This is a genomic window from Sphingomonas aurea (genome assembly GCF_030678875.1).
GTDB lineage: Bacteria > Pseudomonadota > Alphaproteobacteria > Sphingomonadales > Sphingomonadaceae > Sphingomonas > Sphingomonas aurea.
Genome location: NZ_JAUUDS010000001.1, coordinates 876,928 through 900,574 on the forward strand (window position 1 = coordinate 876,928; position 23,647 = coordinate 900,574).

The window sequence follows — 23,647 nt, forward strand, 5'->3', positions numbered from 1 at the left end:
GCATGGGCGGGCGCTCAGAGGATCAAGGATCATTTCGCGCAAAGACGCAAAGACGCGAAGGAAGAAGAATGATGTTCGCGCGGAGACGCGGAGGTGTTGCATCCAGCCGTGCGGCAGCTTTTCATCGCTGATCGTTTCTGAACAGGGGTGCGCTGGCGCGCACGAGACACCTTCGCGTCTTCGCGCGAACACCTTTTTTCTTCGTCGCGCCGGTCAGGCGAGATACTCGCGTCCGAGATCCCGCACGTCGCAGCAGCCGATCAGGCCCATGGTCAGGTCGAGTTCGGCGATGACATTGTCGATCACCGCTTCCACGCCCGCCTGTCCGGCGGCGGCGAGGCCCCAAATATAGGGGCGGCCGAGCAGCACCGCGTCGGCGCCGAGCGCCAGCGCCCTGGCGACGTCGGCGCCGCCGCGGATGCCGCTGTCGAACAGCACGCGCGCGCGGCCGGCGACGGCGTCGACGCAGCGGCCGAGCTGCGCGGCCGAGCCGACCGCACCGTCGACCTGCCGGCCGCCATGGTTGGAGACGATGATGCCGTCCCAGCCCTCGCCCGCCACACGGGCGGCGTCGGCGGGGTGCTGGATGCCCTTCAACACCACTGGCAGGCCGGTCCACTCACGGATCCTCGCCAGCCGCTGCCAGTCGAGCGTGGGGTCCGAGTAGAGGCGGGTGAAGAGCTGCGCGGCAGCGAGCATGTCCTCCTCGGGTGGGCGGGCGAGCATCGAGCGGAACACCGGATCGCTGGTATACTGGGCGATCCCCTGCCCCTTCAGGAACGGCAGGAAGCCGTGGTCGAGATCTGCCGGGCGCCAGCCGAGCATGGTCGTGTCGAGGGTGACGACGATCGCCTCGCATCCGGCGGCTTCGGCACGGCGGACCAGGCTCTCGGCGAGGTCGTCGGAGCGGGTCCAGTAGAGCTGGAACCAGCGCGGCCCCTGCCCCATCGCCGCCGCGCAGTCCTCCATGGCGACCGATGCCTGGTTGGAAAAGACCATCGGCACGCCCCTTGCCGCCGCGGCGCGGGCGGTGGCGAGGTCGGCGTCGGCATGCGCCAGCTCCTGCACGCCGATCGGTGCAAGGAGGAGCGGTGCCGGCAGGCGCCGGCCGAACAGCTCGATGCCGAGCGAGCGCTCGCCGACGTCGCGTAGCATGCGCGGGACGAGCCGGACGGCGTCGAGCGCGGCGCGGTTGGCGCCCTCGGTCGTGCCCGATCCGGCGGAGCGGAGATAGCCGAACGCCTGCGGCGTCATCGCCGCCTCGGCCGCGCGCTCCAGCGCGTCGACGGCGAACGGGACGGTCGGGGCCTGCCCCATCAGTCCGGCGGCATAGGCCTGCGCCAGGCGGATCGGGCCGGGGCCGGGCGAAACTGCGTGGGTCATGGATAGCGCACCGGGGCGGGCTCGTCGGGGAGCGGGATGAATTCATGCTCCTCGGGCACGTCGGCGAAGCGGCGCCCGCGCCAGTCCGCCTTGGCCTGCTCGATCCGGTCGGGGCGAGAGGAGACGAAGTTCCAGTAGATATGGCGCTGCTCGGGGAAGGGCTCGCCGCCGATCAGCATCAGGCGCGTTGGGCCCTCGGCACGGACGACCACTTCGGCCTCGGGCTTGAGCACGACCAGCTCGCCCGCAGCGAAGCCGCCGGTCTGGCCGACGACCTGGATCGCGCCCTCGACGACGTAGAGCGCACGCTCGACATGCTCGGCGCCAGGGCGATAGCGCGCACCGTCGGCCAGCACGATGTCGGCATAGACCAGGTCGGAGAAGGTCATGACCGGCGATGTCATGCCGTCGGCCGAGCCGGCGATCACGGTAACCGTTGTGCCCTCTGCGCTGGCGGTGGGGATCGCCGCGGCCTTGTAGTGGGCGAAATCGGCGGCGACCTCTTCCTTGTCGGCGGGCAGCGCGATCCACGTCTGGAGGCCGTAGAGGCTGGTGTCGGCGGCGCGCTGTTCCGGGCCGGTGCGTTCGGAATGGACGATGCCCTGCCCCGCGGTCATCCAGTTGACCTCGCCCGGGCGGATCGCCTGGACCGAGCCGACGCTGTCGCGGTGCATGATCTCCCCACCGAGCAGATAGGTGACCGTGGCGAGGCCAATATGCGGATGGGGCCGCACGTCCAGCCCCTCGCCACCGCGAAACGCCGCGGGACCCATCTGGTCGAAGAAGATGAAGGGCCCGACCATCCGCCGGTGCGCGGAAGGCAGCGCGCGGCGGACGGTGAAGCCGTCGCCCAGATCGCGCGTCGGCGGCAGGATGACCTGCTCGACGCCGTCTATGTCGCTGGACCGGATCGACATGCGGGCAACTCCTTGTTCCATCGTGATCGTGCGCAAGCCTAGCGAGTGACATCGGCGCCGGGAAGGCGATGACGGGCATGTCATCGTTTCGCCTTCTGTACGTCACGCACACGTCACCCCGCCGTCATCGGAGCGTCGCCAAGCGCTCCTACCGGGGCCGCAGAACGGCCGGAAAGGCCGGTTATCGGGGGAAATTTCATGTTCGCATCGCCCGCGCGGCCCGTCCGCGCCCGTCTTCTCGCGCGTGCCCTGCTGCTGGGCTGCGCCGCCTGGCCGGCGGCGGTGATCGCCGCACCGGCGGCCGAGGGGAGCGCCGCCGATGCGGTCGCACGCGGCGAGGGCGTGCTGACCGGTACCGTGACGCAAGGGGGCAGCGGCGAGTATCTGGACGGCGCGTCCGTATCGATCCCGGCGCTGCGGCTGGAGACGGCGGCGGACCGGTCGGGCCGCTACACGCTGACCGGCATCCCGGCGGGCACGTTCGAGGTGGTGGTCCGCTATGTCGGCTTTCCCGACCTGCGCCGACAGGTAACGATCGGGGCGGAGGCGCAGACGCTGGACGTCGCGCTGACCCCGGCCGCCGAGAGTGAGGGCGAGGAGATCGTGGTACGCGGCTCGCGCCCGATCGCCGAGTCCGAGGCGGCGGCGCTGCAGCTGCAGCGAACCAGCCCGGCGCTGGTGTCGGTGATCGCATCGGACTCGGTCGGCCGCCTGCCCGACCAGAATGTGGCACAGGCGGTCAGCCGCCTGCCGGGCGTCGGCGTGCAGCGCGACCAGGGGCAGGCCCGCTACATCAACCTGCGCGGCGCGCCGATTAACTGGACGACACTGTCGTTCGACGGCATCAACGTCGTCAGCCCGGAAGGGCGCGACGCGCGGTTCGATTCCATTCCCTCGGCGATCGCATCCCAGATCGTCGTGCGCAAGGCGGTGACCCCGGACATGACCGGCGAGACGATCGCGGGCAATGTCGACATCATCACCCGCTCGGCCTTCGATTATCCGGGCTTTCGCGGCCAGGCGAAGGGTGGCGTCGGCCATGTCGAGCTGGGCAAGAAAACCGAGTATGAGGCGTATCTGGTCCTGTCCGACCGGTTCCAGACCGGCATCGGCGAGTTCGGCATCGTCTCGTCGGGCAGCATCTATCGCCGCGGCATGGTCACCGACAATTTCGAGACCGATTTCGAGGCGGTGGACCGCGACCAGCGGCCGGGCTTCGCCGACCGCATCTGGGCGCGCGAGACGGAGAACAAGCTGTATCGGCTGACGCGCAAGAACTACTCGCTGTCCAGCCGGCTCGACTTTCGGCCCAACGACGGCAACTCGCGGCTGTTCGCTGAGACGATCTACTCGGCGTTCCAGGACGACGAGCAGCGCAACAACTATATCTTCGACCTCGACGACCAGCAGTCGCGCGTTCCCAACGGCACCGCGGCCTGCACCGTCAACGCGACGCCGGCGGCCGGCACGACGGGCTATGCCGACGTCTGCACCGGCAACACGCCGCTAGCAGGAACGGTGTACGGTATCGACCTGAACTCCAACTTCCTGGTGCGGGCATACAAGCAGTCGGTGTTCACCAACACGGTCGGCGGCGACCATGAGCTGGGCGACTGGACGGTGAAGTGGCGCGGGAATTACAGCCGCTCGATCGACGACCGCTCGGCACCGGGGCAGCTGAACTATGACAGCCCTGGCTTCGGCACCAACGGCGCCAATGCGGGCAATCGCCTGACCGTCGGTTACGACCTGACCGATCCGCAGCTGGCCAAGGTGCAGCTGTTCCGCACCATCCGCAACGCCAACGGGACGTTCTCTCGTGGCGCGCGGGTCACGGCGATCGAGGATTTCCCGCGTACCCTGACGCGGCTGCGCTCCCTAAAGGCGAAGGACGTGACCGAGGCGTACACCGCCAAGCTGGACGTGACGCGCGAGATGGAGCTGTTCGCGACGCCGGTGACCTTTGCCGGCGGCGTCCGCTATGACGACCGGACCAAGACGTCGCGCGAATATGCGATCGACACCACCAATATCAGCACGCTGGGCGTCGCCACGGGGTATGATGCGATCGCCACGACCGGCGGGTTCCAGGGCGAGATCCCGCTCGGCTACACCTTCCAGTATTTCGACCGGGACAAGCTGCTTGCGCTGGTCGACAAGGCGAAGGCGGTGCTGCCGTACAGTTTCGTTCGCGCCAATTACTACAAGGTGCAGGAGAAGGTGTACTCCGCCTATGCGATGGCGACGGTGACCACCGGCTGGGGCAACGTGATCGGCGGCGCGCGCGTCGAGCATATCCGCAACGACAGCGCCGCCTTCGCCAACACCACGCCGATCGACGTGAAGAGCGAGCAGACCTTGGTCTATCCCAGCCTCCACCTGAACTGGGACGTGAACCAGCAGATGAAGGCGCGGCTGTCGTTCAATACCGGCGCGGCGCGGCCCGATTACGACCAGCTGCGCCCCAACCTGACCTTCAACGACGCCAACCTGACCATCTCCGGCGGCAATCCGGAGGCGAAGCCGGAGAAGGCGAAGGGCGTCGACCTGTACGTCGAATATTACACGATGCCGCGCGGCTTCCTGTCGGTCGGCGTCTTCTACAAGGACGTGACCGACGTGCTGTTCGATTCAGTGGGCACGTTCGGGCGCACGACGCTGAACATCGGCGGCGTCGATCGGTCGCAGTATCAGTATGCGACGATCACCAATGGCGGTGACGGCTATATCCTGGGTCTGGAGGCGGCAATCCAGCAGCAGCTGGACCCGTTCGTCGCCGATCTGGACCTGCCCGACTGGATGGGCGGGTTCGGCGTGCAGCTGAACGCGACCCTGAACAAGAGCCGGGCGACCACCCTGCCCGTTGGCGTCGTGCCCGCGCGCAAGGTGCCGCTGCCCGGTGCGTCAGACGCGGTCTACAACCTGATCGGCTATTACGAGAAGTACGGCTTCTCGGCGCGGGTATCGTACCAGAACCGCTCGCCCTGGCTGGATGCGATCGGGTCGTTCGACAATGTCGGCGGCGTGGTGCGCGGGGTCGATGGCGGCGATTTCTACTGGGCCAAGGACGACGAGCTCGACGCCAGCCTGCGCTACGCGATCACGCCGAATATCGAGGTCTATGCCGATTTCGCCAACCTGCTGAACGGGCCGGGTCGCCGCTATGTCCGCTCGAGCCGCTACACGATTGAGCATGAGACGTTCGGGCGGCGCTACACCGGCGGCGTGCGGGTGACCTTCTGATGCGCGCAGCCGTACTGGGCGCGCTGGCGCTATCGGCGTGCGCGACCCTGCCGGCGCCCGCAGGCGACGTACAGATGGTCCCGGCGACGGTGGAGACTGAGCCGGTCGCCAGCGCCGACGACGCCGCCGACGACCCGGCGATCTGGCGCAACCCGCGTGCGCCGGAACGCAGCCTGGTGGTCGCGACCGACAAGCAGGCGGGCATCCATGTCTATGGGCTGGACGGCCGCCGGCTGAGCTACACGCCTGCGCCGCGACTGAACAATGTCGACCTGCGCGAGGTCGGCGGCCGCATCCTGGTCGCCGCCAGCGACCGGGCGGACGTAGCACAGGCGCATGTCTCGCTGTTCGAGCTGGATCCGGCGACGGCGCGGCTGCGTCCGCTCGGCCGCTATCCGGTCGGTGCGGGCGAGGCATATGGCATGTGCCTGTGGACGCGGGCGCGCGACGGGGCGTTGTTCGGCTTCGTCGTGCTGAAGGACGGGCGAATCGATCAGGTCGCGATGCAAGGCGGCGCGGTGCCGCAGGTCCGCACCGTCCGCTCGATGAAGCTTGCCACCCAGTCCGAGGGGTGCGTGGCGGACGATCGCACCGGGCTGCTCTATGTCGCGGAGGAGGATGCCGGGCTGTGGCGCTTCGCCGCCGATCCCGCTGCGCCGGGCACCGCGACAGCGGTCGCAAGGGTGGACGGACGGACGCTGGTAGCGGATGCCGAGGGGCTCGCGCTGGCCCCGGCCGGACGGCGTGGCGGCTATCTGGTGGTGTCGAGTCAGGGCGACAATGCGTACACCCTCTACCGGCTGCCGGGCGTGACCTATGCAGGACGCTTCCGGATCGGGGGCGGCGCGATCTACGGGACGAGCGAGACGGACGGGATCGAGCTGATGCCCGGCGATTTCGGACCGGGGTTCCGCAAGGGGCTGTTCGTGGCGCAGGACGGCGACAATGCGCCGGCGACGCAGAACTTCAAATATGTCGACTGGGGCAAGGTGAAGCGCGCGCTGAAGCTGCGCTGATCCTGCCGACCCAAACTCCCCTCCCTTGTTCAGGGAGGGGAGAAGATGGGGGTTGGACATTTGGTCCGGGTGACAGGGCGGCGGCGGGCGGCTAGGCACGAAAGTGTGACCAGCTTGCGCCGCCTTGTCTTGCAATCTCCGTGGCTTGCGGCCCTGCTGCTGCTGGCGACGCTGGCGGCGCGACTGATGGTGCCGACCGGATACATGGTCGCGCAGCAGGACGGGCATGCCGCGATCGTCCTGTGTCCGGGTGCGGCGGACGCCGCCCCCGTGGCGATGACGGGGATGCACCACGGCATGGCAAGCGACCATGCCCCCTCCCCCACGCATGACAAGCCCGAGCCGCCTTGCGCCTTTGCCGGGCTGAGCCTCCACGCGCTGGGCAGTGCCGATCCGCTGCTGCTGGCAGTGCTGATCGCATTCGTGCTGGCGCTGGGAACGCGGAGCCGGCCGACGCCGCTCTCCGCGCCGCGGCTCTACTGGCGACCACCATCGCACGGCCCGCCGACCGCCTGATCGCTCCGTCAGCGCGCCTGCCCGGATCGGGCGGCGCATCCGGTCCACGTCCCGCGCGGCTGCACGGGGCGGTCGAGAAGGTCGTTCAATGCTATCCAAGATCCCCACGCGCCGCCGTCGCGTGCCCGTGCTCGCCTGTGCCCTGCTGTCCGCCACTCCGGTCTTCGCCGAGGAGCCGCAGGCCGATACCCGCTTCTCCATCGGCGATATCGTCGTCACCGGGCGGCCGGCCGACGGCGTGCTGACTTCGGTCGATACCCTTGGCGGCGATACCGCACAGCGCCAGCTGGTCGACAATAGCTGGGAACTGTTCGCGCGGCTGCCCGGCGTCGTGCTGACCGACTTTAACCAGGGAACGACGTCGGGCCGCTTCTCGATCCGCGGGTTCAATGGCGAGGGGGAGATCAACGCGGTCAAGCTGCTGATCGACGGCATTCCGGCCAACGACAATGCCGGCGGGATGCCGTTCATCGACACGGTGCCGTCGCTCGATATCGCCGGGATCGAGCTGGTGCGCGGCACCGCCGACCCGCGCTGGGGGCTGCACGCCATCGCCGGCAGCGCGGGCATCGCGACGCGGACCGGCGGAACCTATGCCGATGCCCGCCTCGCCATCGGTGCTTTCGGGGTACTGGACGGGCAGCTGTCCGCCGGCATCGAGCGCGGTGGTTTCAGCCAGAACTACACGGTCGCCTATCGCAGCACCGACGGGTTTCGCGACCATGGCGGGCTGGAGCGAGTGAACCTGGCCGGCAAATGGTTCTATCGCACCGGCGGCACACGCGTGGGGGCGATCGTCCGCCACTCGATCGCGAATGCCGAGGAGCCGGGCTATTTGACCGAAGCGGATGCTGAGGGTGACCGCCGCCGCTCCTATCCGATCTCCGCGACCGATGGCGGACGGCGGCAGATGGAGATGTACGGGTTGCTGCTCGACAGCGATCTCGCGAGTGGGTTGACGCTCGCGGCACGGGCATATCGCAACGTGTTGGACGACGACCGCTATGTGCGCTTTTCCGCCAGCGTCGCGCAGCAGCGGCGGCTGACCGGGGAGCGGCAGGACGGCGGCAGCGCGATGCTGCGCTATCACGCCAGTGGGCTACCGTTCGACCTGATGCTGGAAGCTGGCGGCGACGTGCAGGTGCAGCACGTCCGCAGCCGGCGCTGGCTGACCGACCGGCGCGTGCTCGGCCGCCAGACACGCGACCAGGATTTCGACCTGACCGTCTATGGCGGCTATGTCCAGGCGGTCATCCAGCCGGCCCCTTGGTTGACGGTGACGCCGGGCTGGCGCTGGGACCGGGTGGCAGGGAGCTATCTCGACCGGCTGACCGGCACGCCGGCACCGATCAACGATTACGGCACGATCAGCCAGCCCAAGCTGGCGGTCGCGGTAACCCCGGCCAGGGGCGTGACGCTCTATGGCAATTACGGGCGGACCTTCCAGATCGGGATCGGTGCCGCCAGCTATCTGGTGCCACCGCGGGTCAGCGACGTCGATCCGTCGATCAACGAGGGCGTGGAGACTGGCGTGAAGCTGGCGCCAAGCCGCCGTATCGAGGCACGGATCGCGCTGTGGCAGCAGACCGCGAGCGGCGAGCTGCGCCGGCGGCTGAACGACCCGAGCGGCGACGTCGACAATCTCGGCGCGACGCGGCGGCGTGGGCTGGACGTGCAGCTGAGCGTACGGCCGGTCGACGCCGTGTCGCTATGGGGCAGCTATTCCTACCAGCGGGCGGTGATCCGCATCCCTGCGCCGGCCACGCCGTCGCAGGCGGGCAACGATATCGACCATGTGCCGCGGAACGTCTTCTCGGGCGGAATCGACGTGGCCGCGACGCCGCGGCTGCGCCTGTCGCTCTGGGGGAACGGCCAGTCTTCGTATCAGCTCGATCCGGCGAACAGCCAGGGGCGGTATGGCGACTATGTCGCGTTGACGTCGGAGGTCGCGTTGCGTGTGACGACGCAAGTCGAGCTGTCCGCGCAGGTCCGCAATCTGGGCGGGGCGCGCTATGCCTATGTCTGGTACGACGGCGCGCAACGACTGTTCGCGCCGGTCGACCCGCGCGCATTGTTCGTCGCCGCGCGGCTGAGGCTATGAGCCGGCAGGCGCTGCGTGTCACGGTGCGGCGGTGGCACTTGTGGCTGGGGATCACGCTTGGCGGGCTGTTCGCGCTGGTCGGGCTGACCGGCAGCGCGCTGGTCTTCTACCCGGAGCTGGAGCGGGCGTTCAGCGAGCCGCTCCACGCGGTGCCGGCGGGCACGCGTCCGCGCTCATGGCAGGCGGTGCTCGACACGCTGCACCGCGAGCATCCGGAGCGGACGGGCGCGTGGCGGATCGAGGTGACGGCAGAGGGCGGCGCGATCCCCATCCGCTACTATGACCCACCCGAGACGCGGGGGCCCGGCCGCTTCGCCCCGCTGCTGCTATGGATCGACCCGGTCCAGCTGACGACGATCCGCGCCGGCTTCTGGGGCCGAACAGTGGTGACGTGGCTGTACGACCTCCATTACCGCCTGCTACTCGACGCACCGGGCGGAACGGCGCTGGGAATACTGGGCATTGCCATGCTCGGGCTGATCGGCAGCGGACTGTGGGCGTGGTGGCCGCGGCCGGGCAGCTGGCGGCGGGCGCTGCGGTTCAAGCGCGACGCCGCGGCGGTGCGGCGGCTCTACGACCTGCACAAGGTCGTCGGGCTGGCCAGTGTGGGCCTGCTGCTGCTGGTGACCGCGACGGGGGTGATGCTGGACCTGCCCGATCAGACGCGGGCGGTGATCGGGCGCGTGTCGCCGCTCTATCGGGCCTCGGCTGTGGTGACGGTTCCCCGTGGTGCGATGCTGTCACTGGATGCGCTGGCACGGATCGCGCAGGCGCGAATGCCCGATGGCGCACTGGCGTGGATCGAGACCCCCGCCGGCCCGCGCGGCACGGTGCGGGTCAACCTGTCGCGGCCGGGGGAACCGAGCCGGCGCTTTCCGCGGACCAATGTGTGGCTGGATCCGTATGACGGACGGATCGTGGCGTATCGCGATGGGCTGGCGGAGACGGGCGGCGACACGGTGCTGGACTGGCTCCACCCGCTGCACGGTGGCGAGGCCGCGGGTATGGCGGGGCGGGTGCTGATCTTCCTGAGCGGATTGGCGCCGACGATGCTGTTCGTTACCGGCTGGCTGCGCTGGCGACGACGCGGCCGGCAACGCCGGTCGATGCATTTGGTTTGACGGAGCCTGCCGCCGCGGACATCGTGATCGGCAAGGAGAGCGGGATCGATCATGACGGACGGCGATCAGGGCATATTCGCCAGCCTGCCACCCATTCGCGAGCTGGCGATCGGCGATGCCGCGACGCTCGATCGCACGCTGCGCGAAGCAAACGAGCCATTCGTCGTGCGCGGCCTCGTCGCCGACTGGCCCATTGTGCGGGCGGGACAGGAATCCGCGCGGAGGGCGCGCGACTATATCGCCCGCCACGCGCAGCCGAAGCCGTTTGCCGTATCGGTCGTCAATCCGCGCAGCGGCGGACGCCTGTTCTACGACGATGCCGAGGGCATGAATTTCCAGACGGCGCATGCCGGACTGGCGCAGATCTTCGCGCGGATCGATGCCGACGAGGGGGTGCCCGACACGCCGCCCATCTATCTGGCGTCCGTCAACATGCAGGAGTTCTTCATCGGGCTGCACGAGGCGAATCATGTCGACCTGGGCGATCGCAAGCCGCTTGCCAGTATCTGGATGGGTACGCGGACGCGGATCGCGGCACACAACGATGTGGCGGACAATCTGGCCTGCGTCGCGGTCGGGGAGCGCCGGTTCACGCTGTTTCCGCGAGACCAGTTCCGCAACCTCTATCTGGGTCCGGTGGACGACACGCCGGCGGGGCGGCCGATCAGCATGGTCGATTTCCACAATCCCGATTTTGCCCGGTTCCCGCGGTTCCGCGAGGCACTCGCCCATGCCCAGGTCTGTGTGCTGGGCGCGGGCGATGCCCTCTACATCCCGACGATGTGGTGGCACCATGTCGAAGGACTGGCGGCGTTCAACGTGCTGGTGAACTATTGGTGGCGGGACAGCCCGCGATGGCTGACCCAGCCGCAGGACGCGCTGAGCCACGCGATGCTCGCGATCCGCGACCTGCCCGACGACGAGCGGCGCCACTGGCGCGACATGTTCGACCATTATGTGTTCGCCGCCGGTCCCGACGTGACGGAGCATATTCCGGAACATCAGAGGGGGGTGCTCGCCACCCTGACCGCCGAAAGTGCGGAGCGCATCCGCGCCGTCCTTGCCAGGGCGTTCGGGCGATGAGAGTCTGTTTGAAAACTCGCGAAAGAGCGAGTTTCGATGCGGCGCCGGCCCGCTCCCCCACCCCGACCGCCCACAGAGTATCCTTGATGGGCGGTCGGGGTGGGGGAGCGGGCCGGCGCCGCAAAACGTGCCCTCAGCACGTTTTCAAACAGCCTCTGAGCCGTCAGGGTCGCAAGGGATAGACGCCGCCCGGCTCGGCGGCAACGAACCGGTCGGCCGCGATGCCATGGGCACGCACCGCCGCTGCAAGTCCTTCGACCGGCGCCTCCCGCGCCTCGTCGGTCAGCTGGAACGTGCCCCAGTGGATGCCCAGTGCCCGGGTCGCCCCGACATCGGTGAAGATCCGTACCGCCTCTGTCGGGTCGACATGCTGTGCGGCCATGAACCAGCGCGGCGCATAGGCGCCGATCGGGATCAGCGCGACATCCGGCGATCCCAGGCGCCTGCGCACATCGCCGAAGATCCTGCCGTCGCCAAAGCCCGTGTCACCGACGAACCAGATCGAGCCTGCGGCCGTGTCGAGGAAATGACCGCTCCACAGCGTCATCCGCGTGTCGCTAGGCCAGCGATTGGACCAGTGATTGGCGGGGGTGAGCGTGGTCGCAATCCCCGCGCCAAGCTCCAGCCGATCCCACCAGTCGCCAGTGACGCACCTCGCCAGCGGCACGGCGGCCCGCACGATCGCATCGTTGCCGAGCGGCATGGCCATCAGCGGATCATGGGCGGCCTGCAGCCGCCGCAGCGTCGCGATGTCGAGATGGTCGTAATGGCCGTGGCTCAGCAGCACGACGTCGATCGGCGGCAGGTCGTCGAACGCGATTCCCGGTTCGGTTACGCGGCGCGGGCCGATGTGGCGAAACGGACTCGCGCGCGCCGACCAGACCGGGTCGGTTAGGAGGTTCACGCCACCCGCCTGGACCAGCAGGGTCGCGTGGCCGACCATCGTGATGCGGATGCCGTCGACCCGGGCGGGTGGCCTGGCGGTGGTGACCGGCACCGACCGGGGCCATCTGGCGGCACCGCCCGCCAGCTTCCAGCGCAGCATGTCGCGCAGGCCCCGATCGGTGCCGGGCTGGCCGGGATTGAAGAAGCGGGTGCCGTCGAAATGGTCGCTGGGCGGTCCGGCGTAGTAGGGATTGCGGGCCATGGCGTCCGTTCGATCACGGGCCGTGCCGCCAGGCAAGCCTCTTCCGCCACCTGTTCGACCGCGATCGGACTTGGGACATGGCCTTGGCTCAGGTACGGACAGGCATGAACTTCGATCAGATGCTCATCCATTTCTTCGGCACCGAAGATGTCGCCGATCTCGCGCCGGAGGCGCTCGCGGCCGGCCTGGACCGGCTGCTCGTGCAATTCGGGCTGGAGCGGGATTCCGGCAGGCGGTTCGCGCTCTGGTGCCTGGCCTATATGCTGGGAGCGGCACCGGACCTGGAGGTCGCGTTCAAGGACGAGGCGGACAGAGACGCCGCACGCGATTTCATGGATGCCGTGGACCGCGATTCCGACGAGGACCGCTGATCCATGGCCGACGACTATGATCGGGGCCGACGCGACGGGCTGAGGCTGGCGCTTGCCATCCTGGCCGCGGAGGAGGCGAAATGGGCGGCGCTTCTGGGTGAAAGTCCCTCGTGGCGGACCAATGCCATTCGGGAGGTGCGCCACAAGACGCTGCAGGTCGCACAGAAGCGGGTGCAGACCGTCCTGAACCGGCTCACGCCCAAGGACGTCGGAACGATTGACCCGGAACTGGCCGACGCGCTGGAAAGGGCCGGACTCTAGCGACTGCTGGGGGCGGGCCGCGCCACTGCTGACGACGATGCAGGCTCACAGGAGAGATGACATGACGCGATCACGCCCGATCTGGTCCACCGCTGCCATCCTCCTTGCGCTGCTTGCCCCGGCGATCTCGGCCCAGCAGCGCACGGTGCCGGCTGGTGCTCCGGAAACCCCCTATGTCGCACCGGACAAGGCGTATCTGTTCGCCCATATGACCAAGGAGCGGTACGGCGTGCTGCACTATTCGGTCAGCCGCGACGGTCTGCACTGGCGACAGTTGAACCGGGGCCAGCCGGTATCGAGCGACTATCACGGCCACCCGTCGATCGCGCGCGGTGAGGATGGTCGCTATTATCTGGTCGGCAATCGGAGCGACGACGACCCGCTGATCCGCTTCTGGGTGTCGAACGATCTGGTGCGCTGGACGGCGTTCGGCAGCTATCGCCCCGAGCTGCGCGATATTGCCGGCCTGCCCGGCGCGCTCCAGCGGATCGGTGCGCCGAAGCTGTTCTACGACCCGCCGTCCCGTCGCTATCTGCTGACCTGGCACACCCCGAACGTTCCCGGCGCATCGGACGATCCCGAGCGCTACTGGACCAGCCAGCGGACGCTCTACGTGCTGTCGCCCGATCTGAAGCGCTTCGCCGCCCGCCCGCAGCGGCTGTTCGACTGGGACATGGCGACGATCGACACCTTCGTCGTTCCCAACGATGTGGGCACGCCCGGATATTGCGCGGTCTTCAAGGACGAACGCTATCCATCGTACGACTGGACGACGGGCAAGACGGTGCGGATCAGCTGTGCGCCGACCCTGACCGGGCCTTACCCCCTGCCCGGCCCGCCGCTCAGCCCCAACTTCCGCGAAGCGCCGACGCTGATCCGATCGCCCGACGATCGTGACTGGCTGCTCTACTACGAGCAATATGCCGGAACGAGCTATGGCCTGTCCAAGGCACCACGGCTCGCCGGGCCGTGGTATCAGGTTTCCGGCAACACGGGGGTGGCCGAGTGGGACCGCTATGCGATGCCGCCCGGCCTGCGGCACGGTTCGATGATCGCGATCAGCCGCGCACAACTTGATGCGCTGGTCGCGGCCTACCCGCCCGCCGGTTAACTCCCGCGACGGGCGGCGATCCAGGCGTCCACCTGACGCTCGAGGATCGGCAGCGGCAGCGATCCCGAGCCGATCAGGAGGTCGTGGAAGCCGCGAATGTCGAACTTCGGCCCCAGCGCCCGCTCGGCCTTCCCGCGAAGCTCCACGATCTTCAGCATCCCGATCTTGTAGCCCGTCGCCTGCCCGGGCAGCGTGATGTAGCGGCGCACCTCGGAACGGCCCTGATCGGGTGCGGCGCGACCAGTATGGACGATATAATCGATCGCCTGGTCTTCGGTCCAACCCTTGGCATGGATGCCGGTGTCGACCACCAGCCGCGCGGCCCGGAACAGCTCCGCATCGAGCCGCATGAAGTCGTCCGACGGCTTGGGGAAAGCGCCCATCTCCTTGCACAATGCCTCGGCATAGAGGCCCCAGCCCTCGCTGAACGCGACATAGCGTGCGCTCTGGCGGAACTTCGGCCCGCTACTCTGGCCGACCTGGATATCCCCTTGCATCACATGGCCCGGCACGCCTTCGTGGCACATCAGGTCGCGCAGCGCCGATGGCGGCGTCGCATCGGTGGTGCCGAGCAGGTGGACATAGACGCGGCCGGGCCGTGCGCCGTCGCGACTGGGGCCCGCGGCATGGGCGGCGCCCCCGGCGACCTCGCTGAACGACGGTTCGCGGACCACCTCCATGGCGTGGACCGGGAGCTTGCCGAAGTATTTCGGCAGCAGCGTGCGGTTGAACGCGAGCGCGGCGTTGGCGTCCTTCAGATATTTCGCGCGCAACGCGTCGGTCCAGGGGACCACCGGAAAGCGGCGGGCGATGTCCGCGTAGAAGGCTTGGCGATCCTTCAGCCCGGCGGCGCGGGCGAGTGCATCCTGCTCGCCCTCGATCCGCTTCACCTCCGACAGGCCGATTTGGTGGATCTGATCGGCGGTGAGGTCGGTAGTGGTGTTGAGCTTCAGAGCCGCGGCGTACCAGGCAGCCCCGTTGGGAAGGGTCAGCGCCCCGACCCGCCCGCCCGGCGCGGACGGCAGGTCGGCCTGTGCCCAGGCGATGACGCGGTCATAGGCGGGCTTGATCGTCAGGAGCGCAGCGCGCGTGTCGGCGAGGAGCGCGTCCGCCTGCGCCGCATCGAGCTTGCCACCCGCCCGCAGCTTCGCGACCTTGGCCTGCGCATCCGCCCACAATGGCGACGCCGCGCCGTCGTCGAACGGCGCACCGGTCACGATCGCCCGACTGCCCGTGATGACACGCTCGATCTGGAACCTGGGCGCGCGCACGCCGGCCGCGTCGGACGCCTCGCTGAGCTGGATCGCCGTATCGAGCACCGCCGGGATCGCCCGCAACCGCGCGGCATAGGCGCGCATGTCGCCTGCGTCCTGCACCGTATGGGTATTGATAAGGAAGTTCGGCAGCTGCGCGTGGGTCGAATACAGAAACGAATAGAAGGGCGGCGCCTGCAGTCGGAACCGATAGCTCAGCTCGGCGCGATCCAGCTCCAGCGCCCATATGTCGTAGTTCACCTGCGCGTCCGACGAGAGCTTCGCCCGGTCGAAGCCCGCCTTCATCCGCGCCACGCTGGCGCGGCGGCGTTGCAGCCGTCGCAGGGCAGCGGCATCGCTGATATCGTCCAGCCGATCCTGCCCCTCCTTCAACCCGAGTTGCGTGGCGAGCTGCGGACGCTCGCGAAGCTCCTCGGCAAATTCCGTGTCGAGGAATGCGTAGAGCCGCGCATCTTCGGCTTGCGCAGGGGCCGGCGCCGGGGCGGCAAGCGCCGCATGGGCGGCGAGCAGGGCTGGCGCGGCGAGCACGAGGGCCGCGGCTTGAAGGCAAGGCAGTCGGCGCATCGTCATTCCCCGGTGGTTCGATCATCCGGCTTACGAGCATGCGGCGCGCGGGTGAAGCGCCCTATCCCGCTAAATCGACGCGAGCGAGATCCAGGGCCAACGGCGACGTCGTAATCGAGGCCGCAACCTGGGCGATGATGCTGATGGGCTTAGGCATGGTCGGTGCGACCGCTCGCGATTGTCGGCCAACGGCGAAGACGGTCGCCGCCTGATCTCCGTCATGACCGGACCGCCGAAGCGATCCCGGCGGCCCTGCCACATCCAAAATCTAGCGGCGGCTCAGTCGCTTGTTGTTGGCAGCCACCTTGCGGCGGTAATGTTTCAGCGTGCCCTGCACCGCACCGAGCGGTGTCAGCGCCAGCGCACCGGTCATGAAGCGGGTCTGCAATTCCATCGCGGCGCGCACCTTCTCGGTGACCATCAGTTCGGCCTCCGCACCGCCCGCCGCGCCGCCGGTGGCGATGCGCGCCATACGCAGCGCCATCACCGTGCCGGCCTCCGCGCCGAGCAGCCAGGTGTCCATGCCCGCCTTCATCCACGCGGCGTAGGCTGTGCCGGTCATGACGTTCTCCCCGGTTCAGTATGCGTCAGTCGTTCACCCCCATCTAGCGCATCGCGGACAGGATGTCGTCCACCGCGCCGACCGCGAACGCCGAATATTCGTCGGCGATCGCATAGGGCAGCAGCACGCGTCGTTTGTGGAGCAGCGCGCCGCAGCTATATGTGACGTTGGGAACATAGCCGCCGCGCTGCTCGCCGCTAGGGAACAGCAGAGGCGATGGGGTCCGCGCCAGGACCTTCGCAGGATCGGCCTTGTCGAGCAGGCACGCGCCGACGCAGTAGCCGCGCACCAGCCCGACCCCATGAGTGAACACCAGCCACCCCTCGTCGATCTCGATCGGCGAGCCGCAATTGCCGATCTGAACGAACTCCCACGGGTAGCGCGGCCCCATGATGATCTCGCCAGTCTCCCAGTGGTGCAGGTCGTCGGACCGCGACAGCCAGATATTCTCGTTGTCCTGCCGGCCGAGCATCACGAACTGCCCGTCGATCCGGCGGGGAAACAGCGCCATGCCCTTGTATCCCGCCATCGCGCCGGTCAGCGACCGCATTTCGTAGGTACGCACGTCTATCCCGCGCAACAGCTCCGGGCGTGCCTCGCGGCCATCGAAGGCGGTGTAGGTGCCGATCACGCTCTCGGTGCCGTCGTCATCGGTGAAATGGACGAGCCGCAGGTCCTCCACTCCCTGCCGCTGGCTAGGCAAGGTCGGGAAGATCACGGTTTCCGATATGTCCTCGCTGTCGTCGGCGCGCAGCCGAACCCAGCCCGCATCGTCGTCCTTCTCGATCCGCGGGGGGACGCCCTGCGCGCTTGGAGGATCGACCACCAGACCGTCCGCACCATCCCAGGTGCCCGAGCGGAACGTCACCGACGAGATATGCCCCTCGCCCACGCCGCGCAGCGACAGGAGGAAGGCGATGCTATCGTCGGTCTCGTCCTGATCGGGCACCGCGATGATCGAGGGATTGAACAGCGCGGCGCTCTCGAAGGCATATTCCTGGCTGAAATAGGCGCCGACCAGCAGCTGGTCGCATTCCGCCTCGACGCTGACACCCAGCTCGTCCCTCACCTCCGCGAAGCGACGCAGGAATACGGCGTCGACGTTCCGGTGCCGCGACTGCATCGCATTGTGGAGAAGCCCCAGCATCCGCTGCCGCATCTCCGGCGACAGCGCCATCAGGCGCGATGCCACCGCCTCGGACCGGGTCGGTCGCCCATCGGCGAACGCCGCGGGGTAGCTGAAGCCGAATGGCCGGATGACCGTGCGCGCCGGATCCGGTTTGAGTTCCAGATCGAGTGTCCTGAATACGTCCGCAGCTTCCATCAGCCAGTCCTCGCTGTCCACATGGCGGGAAAGCGAAGCTCGACGCGGATCGATCCGCGTCGAGCTGTTCTCAGGCGTGGCTGTCGATCACCGGGCCGCGCCTCGCGATACGACGACGGTGCGGATCTGCGCTACAGACAGCGCCAGCTTCGTCTTGGCGGTGGCGAGACCATAGAGGGCGACCGTCTCGGCATCGGTGTCGCCCGGATCGCGGATCACGGTAATCATCAGCACGCCCGGTGCGATTTCCCCGACCGAAAGGTCGAGCAGCCCGGCAGGCGTCTCCGCGCTCGCCTGCACCGCCGTCACCGGAGCGCGCAGCGCCGGCGGGGGCAGCGCACCGCTGGCGCTGGCCTGCAACGCGACGGTGTTGCCGCCATCGGTCGCGACATAGGTGCCGATCAGGTTCAGCGGCGTACCCGTCGCGCTGCGATAGATGCTCATCGGCTCGCCGCGGATCGCCGCCGTAGCGGGTTCGTCGAGGAGCAGGCTGGTGCGTCCGGCGGCGCTCACGACATGATTGCCGAACACCAGCCCGGCCGCGCCGCTCGGAGCGGGCAGCGCGGTGACCAGGGTCGCTCCTGCGTCGCGCCGGGCGTCACCGATCACCGCTGCGGCCGCAACGGCGGTGCCGCCCGCTTCCTGCGCCGTGCCGTTGGCCCCTTGCGGGCTGCCGACGATCCCGGCCAGCAGGGTCGCGGCGTCGGCACGCGGCAGGATGTCGGCGCTGGTCGCAGCGCTGGTCGATGCGAGCCGATAATTGCCGCTATCGGCTCCGGTCAGGGTGAGGCCGCTGACGGTCACTACCTTGCCGAGCCCCGCCGCTGCCGTGTCGAACCGCGCGCTGCCGGTCGCCGTCAGCTTGTCGCCCGCGATCAGGCCATCGAACCGGGATCCCGCGAGCGTCGCAAGGACGGTGCCGTCGAACGTCTTGTCATTGGCCGTCACCAGCGCCGTGACCAGGCGCGGCGCGATGGTGGCGCTGGTGGTGCCGGTCGTTGCGGCGAGCCGGTAATTGCCCGCATCCGTACCCGATAGCGCCAGGCCGTTCACCGTCACCGTCTTGCCCGTGCCGGCATTTCGGGTGTCGAAGCTGCCGGTGCCTGCGACATTCACGCTGTCGCCCGCGACCAGCACGCCATTGGCGAAAGCCGCGCCGACCACGGCCGCGGTCGTGCCGTCATAGACCTTGTTCTGGGCCGAGAGCAGAGCGGAAATGATCCGCTGCGTGATCGCGGCCGTTGTGGTGCCGGCGGTGGCGGACAGCTGGTAATTGCCCGCGTCCGCGCCCGTCAGGGTGACCCCAGACACCGTCACCGTCTTGCCCGTCCCCGCGTTGCGAGTGTCGAACACGCCGGTCCCGGTGGCGCTGACGCTGTCACCCGCGATCAACGCGCCGCTCGCGAAGTCCACACCGATCGTGGCGACGGTGGTGCCGTCATAGACCTTGTTCTGAGCCGAGAGCAGCGCCGAGATGATCCGCCGCGTGATCGCGGCGGTCGTGGTGCCGGTGGCAGTGGACAGCTGGTAATTGCCCGCATCCGCACCGGTCAGGGTGACGCCAGATACCGTCACCGTCTTGCCGGTGCCCGCATCGCGGGTGTCGAACACGCCGGTCCCGGTGGCGCTGACGCTGTCGCCCGCAATCAGCGCGCCGTTGGCGAAGTCGACGCCGATCGTGGCGACGGTGGTGCCGTCATAGACCTTGTTCTGGGCCGAGAGCAGCGCCGAGATGATCCGCTGGGTGATTGCGGCGGTGGTGGTGCCGGCGGTGGTGGACAGCTGGTAATTGCCCGCGTCCGCACCGCTCAGGGTCAGACCGCTGACCGTCACCGTCTTGCCGGTACCCGCATTGCGGGTGTCGAACGTGCCGGTTCCGGTCGCGCTGACGCTGTCACCCGCGATCAGCCCACCGTTCGCGAAGTCGATGCCCACCGTGGCGGCGGTGGTGCCGTCGTAGACCTTGTTCTGAGCCGAGAACTGCGCCGAGATGATCCGCTGGGTGATCGCGGCAGTAGTCGTGCCGGTGGTGGCGGACAGCTGGTAATTGCCCGCGTCCGCACCGGTCAGGGTCAGGCCGCTGACGGTGACGGTCTTCCCGATCCCGACATTGCGGGTGTCGAAGGTGCCGGTGCCGCTGACGGCGAGGCTGTCGTTGCCGATGACGGCGCCATTGCCGAAGCCGGCCGCGACCGTGGCGGCGGTGGTGCCGTCATAGACCTTGTCCTGCGCGCCGAGGATCGCCGACACGATGCGCCGGGTGATCGTCGCAGTGGTCGTGGCGGTCGACGTGGCGAGCTGGTAATTGGCCGCATCCGTTCCCGACAGCATCAGGCCCGACACCGTCACCGTCTTGCCAAAACCCGCATTGGCATCGGCGAAGGTCGCGCCGCTTGCGCTGACGTTCAGCGCGTCGCCGGCGATCACCGCGCCGGCGGCAAAGCCGGGCGTGGCGGTCGCGGTGACGGTGCCGTCATAGGCCCTGTTCTGTGCAACGGCCTGCGCGGTAACGGTCCGCGGCGTGATCGTGCCGATCAGCCCGGTCGCATTCGCGCCGACGCCATAGCCGTAGACGGTAACGGCGCCGTTCTGCGCGGTACCCAGCGTCAGACCCGATGCGGTCACGCCCTTACCCGTGCCGACATTGCGATCGGCATAGGCGGCGGAGGTGTAGCCGGCCATGATCTGGCTGACATCGTCGCCGTCGATGCCGCCGCTCGTCGCGAAGTTCGAGAGCGCCAGCGTCGCGGCGGTGGTGCCGTCATAGACCTTGGTGGTCGTGCCGGTCAGCGCCACGCCGACGATCGGCGCGACGGTGTAGAGATGGCCGTTGCCGCTCGCCTGCGCCGGTGCGGTCAGCCCGTACGTCGCGGCATACTGCTTGAAATCGATGGTCAGGCCGCCGCGCGTGTCGGCAGTCGGATCGGTCGAATAGGTCAGCCAGCGCCCGCCGCTCGCGACCAGCGCGCCGCTACCCGCCAGGTTGACGAAGTTGCGCGCCGCCGCGGCGATTACGGCCGTGCCGCTGCCCGGCGCGCTGATCGCGCCGCCGCTGCCGATCGTCACGTCGGTCGACCCGGCCCGCGCCAGCACCGATCCGGTGCCGCTGGTGTTCCGGAGCAGCCCGTCCACCTGGATCGCGCCGTTCAGCAGCGTCAGTCGCTCTGTCGCGCCGAAGGCGAAGCCGCTGCTGCTGATCGTCGTCGTGCCGGTGCCGTCGAGGCGACCGATCGTCAGGTTGCGGACACCCGCCAGCTGGGTGAAGCTGCTGCTCGGTACGATGCCGTCATTGCCGTCGAGGTTGATGTTGGTGGTCGGATCGTGCGGCTCGAGGATGATGTTGGCGGTCGAGCTGTTCTGCAGCGTCGCACCGGCGAAGCTGATGTTGGTCGCGCGCAGGGTCAGCGACTGGCTGCCGGTGTTGAAGTTGACCGTGCTGGTGAAGTTGATGTTGCCGTCGGTGCGGATGTTGGCACCGCCCAGCATCGTCAGCGGGGTCGAGAAATTGACGTTGCCGGACAGGTCGAGCAGTCCGCTCAGCCGCTTGATCCCCGTAGAATCGCCCAGATTGGGGGCCGACGGGTTGGCCGTCTTCACCTCGTCGCCGAAGACCAGTCGGCCCGTGCCCAGGGTGACGTTGCCGCCGATCGTCGCGACGTTGGTCTCGCTGGACGGCGACCGGCCGAAATAGACGTACAGATTGCCGCCCTCGGTCGAGATGTTCTTGTTGAGCGTGATCGATCCGTTGCCGCCATTGTCCGAATCGCCGGAGATGCGGACATAGCCGCCGTGCGTGGTAATGTTGCCGGAAACGGTGATGCCGTCCGCGCCCAGCAGCGTGATGCTGCCCGCACCCGGCGTACCGTTGCCGATCACGCCGACATCGTGGCTGGGCAAGGATCCAATCGCCGGATTGTCGCCGACGTCGCCCGGATCGCCGGCGATCAGGTTGAACGTGCCCAGCCTGCCCGTGACGATGCCGGGACTCTGCGTCGAGTTCTCGCCAATCCGCTCGCCAATCGACCCCTCGCCCAGGCCGCCGCCGTTCATGTAGATGCTGCCGGTGCCCGATACCTTCAGCGTGTTGTCGGGGTTGGCGAACAGGATCGAGGCGCGCCGGCTGCTGGGCGTGCCGCTCAGGCCGTTGAGCGTTTCCGCGCGGAAGCTGACGTTGCGCTGCATGACGATGTCGCCATCGCCGCCATTGCCGTTCAGGTCGTTGAAGGTGATGTAGCGCGTCGCCTGGAGCAGCACGTTGGCGGTCTGCGCCTCCAGCGTTGCGGCATACACGGTGATGTCGCCCGTCCCCGACGTCCAATCGCCGCTGGTGCCCGATCCGCCCTCGATCGTGATGTTGGTCGGGTCGAGCAGCAGGTCGCCGGTCCGCCCCATCGGCGCCAGCGCGTCGGCGATACCGGCGTAGTGCAGCACCTCCTTGCCCGACACCTCCAGCTGGCCGCCATCGCCGCCGGCGGCACCGCCGCGGGCCGACAGGCGGCCGGCGAAGCGGGTCGTGCGGTCGGACCAGGCGGTGACCTCGCCGCCATTGCCGTTGGTCGTGGCATCGGCGCGGATCGTGCTGGCGGCGTCCACTGTCAGGTTCGTGGCGTTGGCGACGCCGGCGTCCTTGCCGAACCGGCCTCCGCCGATCTGCACGATGCCGCCGCCGGCCGTGCCGCTGGCATCGATCGCGGCGCCGGACAGTGCCACGTCATGCCCCGTCACGGTGATCGCGCCGCCCCGGCCGAAGGCGGAGGAGGCGTCGAGCGTACCGGTCAGGTCGACCGCGCCGGCCGTCGCATCCCCGTCGAGCACGATGCGCCCCGCACGGGAAACGAGCGCGGTCGCGCGGATCAGGCCGCTGTTGTTGACGACGCTGGCGGTCGCCGCGTCGGCGCCGCGCGCGGTCAGCGCAACCAGGCCCCCGGACGCGTCGATCGTGCCGCTGTTACCGGCCAGTGCGCCCAGCACGCCGCGCTCCACCCGGTAGCCGACCAGCCCGTCGCCGACGAAGTCGAGCGTCACCGCATCGCCCGCGGCCAGTACCGTGCTGCCACCCGGCGTCGTGATCGTCCCGCTGTTGGTGACGCTGGGTCCGACCAAGGCGACGACACCGCCGGCCGCGCTGCCCAGCACCCCGCCGTTGACGATCGCACCCGCGCCCGTGCCGCCGGTCAGCCGCAGCCGCCCTGCGGCGAAATCGGCGTCCGACAGCGCCAGCGACGAGGCGACGAGCCCACCGACATCGACGGACGCGCCACGTCCGAACACGACACCGTTGGGGTTCAGCAGCCAGACCTGGCCATTGGCGGACAGCCGGCCGAGGATCTGGCTGGCGCTGCCGCCGGTCACGCGGTTCAGCGCGACGCTGTTCGCGCCGGGCTGCTGGAAGACCACTGCGCCGCCCGCTCCGATATCGAAGCCGGTCCAGTTGGCGACCATCCGGTCGCTGGTCTGGTGGATGTCGACGCGGTTCGCGCCGGTGGTGATCGTCGCGCTGCCCGAGACGACGGAGCCGCCGGTCGGCAGCACCGGGGCGGTCTGTGCCCTGAGCGGCGTGGAGAGCGCGAGCGTGCCGAGCAGGGCGACGGAACTGGCGCCGACGAGCAGGCGGCGGCGGGGTGCGTGCGAAAAGGTCATGATCGATCCAGCG

16 protein-coding genes are annotated in these 23,647 nt (G+C 68.7%); 9 read left to right on the forward strand and 7 right to left on the reverse strand.

The window, feature by feature from the left end; translation table 11 throughout:
- Nucleotides 1-213: 213 nt before the first annotated feature.
- Nucleotides 214-1,383, reverse strand: coding sequence for an alpha-hydroxy-acid oxidizing protein (locus tag Q5H91_RS04555; RefSeq protein WP_305172032.1), 1,170 nt, complete (start codon nt 1,381-1,383; stop codon nt 214-216).
- Nucleotides 1,380-2,300: a pirin family protein gene (locus Q5H91_RS04560; RefSeq protein WP_305172033.1), complete on the reverse strand. Its 921-nt coding sequence runs from the start codon at nt 2,298-2,300 to the stop codon at nt 1,380-1,382. Before Q5H91_RS04560 ends, Q5H91_RS04555 begins: the two co-directional genes overlap by 4 nt.
- A 198-nt stretch (nt 2,301-2,498) precedes the next feature.
- Between Q5H91_RS04560 and Q5H91_RS04565 the strand changes: the two genes are divergently transcribed.
- From Q5H91_RS04565 to Q5H91_RS04590, 6 genes are all read left to right on the forward strand, one after another.
- Nucleotides 2,499-5,543 carry a TonB-dependent receptor gene (locus Q5H91_RS04565; protein WP_305172034.1) on the forward strand — a complete coding sequence of 1,015 codons (3,045 nt, stop codon included), beginning with the start codon at nt 2,499-2,501 and terminating at the stop codon, nt 5,541-5,543.
- On the forward strand, nt 5,543-6,559 hold the full coding sequence (locus Q5H91_RS04570) for a phytase (RefSeq protein ID WP_305172035.1): 1,017 nt from the start codon (nt 5,543-5,545) through the stop codon (nt 6,557-6,559). Before Q5H91_RS04565 ends, Q5H91_RS04570 begins: the two co-directional genes overlap by 1 nt.
- 114 nt (nt 6,560-6,673) lie before the next feature.
- Nucleotides 6,674-7,075, forward strand: coding sequence for a hypothetical protein (locus tag Q5H91_RS04575; protein ID WP_305172036.1), 402 nt, complete (start codon nt 6,674-6,676; stop codon nt 7,073-7,075).
- An 88-nt stretch (nt 7,076-7,163) separates the two neighbouring features.
- The gene (locus Q5H91_RS04580; protein WP_305172037.1) at nt 7,164-9,176 is read left to right on the forward strand and encodes a TonB-dependent receptor; all 2,013 of its coding nucleotides are present in this window, start codon (nt 7,164-7,166) and stop codon (nt 9,174-9,176) included.
- The gene (locus Q5H91_RS04585) at nt 9,173-10,297 is read left to right on the forward strand and encodes a PepSY-associated TM helix domain-containing protein (protein WP_305172038.1); all 1,125 of its coding nucleotides are present in this window, start codon (nt 9,173-9,175) and stop codon (nt 10,295-10,297) included. The genes Q5H91_RS04580 and Q5H91_RS04585 overlap by 4 nt, the downstream gene beginning before the upstream one ends.
- 51 nt (nt 10,298-10,348) lie before the next feature.
- Nucleotides 10,349-11,380: a cupin-like domain-containing protein gene (locus tag Q5H91_RS04590; protein ID WP_305172040.1), complete on the forward strand. Its 1,032-nt coding sequence runs from the start codon at nt 10,349-10,351 to the stop codon at nt 11,378-11,380.
- Between the two features lie 163 nt (nt 11,381-11,543).
- Here Q5H91_RS04590 and Q5H91_RS04595 read toward each other — a convergent pair whose 3' ends face one another.
- A complete protein-coding gene (locus Q5H91_RS04595; protein ID WP_305172041.1) occupies nt 11,544-12,527 on the reverse strand; it encodes an MBL fold metallo-hydrolase in 984 nt (327 codons plus the stop codon).
- Between the two features lie 104 nt (nt 12,528-12,631).
- Between Q5H91_RS04595 and Q5H91_RS04600 the strand changes: the two genes are divergently transcribed.
- The 3 genes from Q5H91_RS04600 (at nt 12,632) to Q5H91_RS04610 (ending at nt 14,270) form a co-directional block, all read left to right on the forward strand.
- Nucleotides 12,632-12,898, forward strand: a complete 267-nt coding sequence (locus Q5H91_RS04600) for a hypothetical protein (protein WP_305172042.1) — start codon at nt 12,632-12,634, stop codon at nt 12,896-12,898.
- Nucleotides 12,899-12,901: 3 nt separating this feature from the next.
- Nucleotides 12,902-13,159 carry a hypothetical protein gene (locus Q5H91_RS04605; protein ID WP_305172043.1) on the forward strand — a complete coding sequence of 86 codons (258 nt, stop codon included), beginning with the start codon at nt 12,902-12,904 and terminating at the stop codon, nt 13,157-13,159.
- 61 nt (nt 13,160-13,220) lie between these two features.
- Nucleotides 13,221-14,270, forward strand: coding sequence for a glycoside hydrolase family protein (locus Q5H91_RS04610; RefSeq protein WP_305172044.1), 1,050 nt, complete (start codon nt 13,221-13,223; stop codon nt 14,268-14,270).
- Here the strand turns inward: Q5H91_RS04610 and Q5H91_RS04615 are convergent.
- The 4 genes from Q5H91_RS04615 to Q5H91_RS04630 all read right to left on the reverse strand — a co-directional run bounded on the left by Q5H91_RS04615 (nt 14,267) and on the right by Q5H91_RS04630 (nt 23,634).
- On the reverse strand, nt 14,267-16,108 hold the full coding sequence (locus Q5H91_RS04615; protein ID WP_305172045.1) for a DUF885 domain-containing protein: 1,842 nt from the start codon (nt 16,106-16,108) through the stop codon (nt 14,267-14,269). The genes Q5H91_RS04610 and Q5H91_RS04615 overlap by 4 nt on opposite strands.
- 268 nt (nt 16,109-16,376) lie before the next feature.
- Nucleotides 16,377-16,670 carry a hypothetical protein gene (locus Q5H91_RS04620; protein WP_305172046.1) on the reverse strand — a complete coding sequence of 98 codons (294 nt, stop codon included), beginning with the start codon at nt 16,668-16,670 and terminating at the stop codon, nt 16,377-16,379.
- 43 nt (nt 16,671-16,713) lie between these two features.
- Complete coding sequence (locus tag Q5H91_RS04625; RefSeq protein WP_305172047.1) at nt 16,714-17,994, reverse strand: glycoside hydrolase family 130 protein; 1,281 nt, start codon at nt 17,992-17,994, stop codon at nt 16,714-16,716.
- Between the two features lie 87 nt (nt 17,995-18,081).
- Entirely contained in the window at nt 18,082-23,634 is a 5,553-nt protein-coding gene (locus tag Q5H91_RS04630; RefSeq protein ID WP_305172048.1) for a beta strand repeat-containing protein, read from the reverse strand.
- Nucleotides 23,635-23,647 lie beyond the last annotated feature (13 nt).

Bases quoted from the DNA above. Each gene is read 5' to 3' on its own strand.
- Q5H91_RS04555 (WP_305172032.1), bottom strand. From the start codon at position 1,383: ATGACCCACGCAGTTTCGCCCGGCCCCGGCCCGATCCGCCTGGCGCAG.
- Q5H91_RS04560 (WP_305172033.1), bottom strand. From the start codon at position 2,300: ATGTCGATCCGGTCCAGCGACATAGACGGCGTCGAGCAGGTCATCCTG.
- Q5H91_RS04565 (WP_305172034.1), top strand. From the start codon at position 2,499: ATGTTCGCATCGCCCGCGCGGCCCGTCCGCGCCCGTCTTCTCGCGCGT.
- Q5H91_RS04570 (WP_305172035.1), top strand. From the start codon at position 5,543: ATGCGCGCAGCCGTACTGGGCGCGCTGGCGCTATCGGCGTGCGCGACC.
- Q5H91_RS04580 (WP_305172037.1), top strand. From the start codon at position 7,164: ATGCTATCCAAGATCCCCACGCGCCGCCGTCGCGTGCCCGTGCTCGCC.
- Q5H91_RS04585 (WP_305172038.1), top strand. From the start codon at position 9,173: ATGAGCCGGCAGGCGCTGCGTGTCACGGTGCGGCGGTGGCACTTGTGG.
- Q5H91_RS04590 (WP_305172040.1), top strand. From the start codon at position 10,349: ATGACGGACGGCGATCAGGGCATATTCGCCAGCCTGCCACCCATTCGC.
- Q5H91_RS04595 (WP_305172041.1), bottom strand. From the start codon at position 12,527: ATGGCCCGCAATCCCTACTACGCCGGACCGCCCAGCGACCATTTCGAC.
- Q5H91_RS04600 (WP_305172042.1), top strand. From the start codon at position 12,632: ATGAACTTCGATCAGATGCTCATCCATTTCTTCGGCACCGAAGATGTC.
- Q5H91_RS04605 (WP_305172043.1), top strand. From the start codon at position 12,902: ATGGCCGACGACTATGATCGGGGCCGACGCGACGGGCTGAGGCTGGCG.
- Q5H91_RS04610 (WP_305172044.1), top strand. From the start codon at position 13,221: ATGACGCGATCACGCCCGATCTGGTCCACCGCTGCCATCCTCCTTGCG.
- Q5H91_RS04615 (WP_305172045.1), bottom strand. From the start codon at position 16,108: ATGCGCCGACTGCCTTGCCTTCAAGCCGCGGCCCTCGTGCTCGCCGCG.
- Q5H91_RS04620 (WP_305172046.1), bottom strand. From the start codon at position 16,670: ATGACCGGCACAGCCTACGCCGCGTGGATGAAGGCGGGCATGGACACC.
- Q5H91_RS04625 (WP_305172047.1), bottom strand. From the start codon at position 17,994: ATGGAAGCTGCGGACGTATTCAGGACACTCGATCTGGAACTCAAACCG.
- Q5H91_RS04630 (WP_305172048.1), bottom strand. From the start codon at position 23,634: ATGACCTTTTCGCACGCACCCCGCCGCCGCCTGCTCGTCGGCGCCAGT.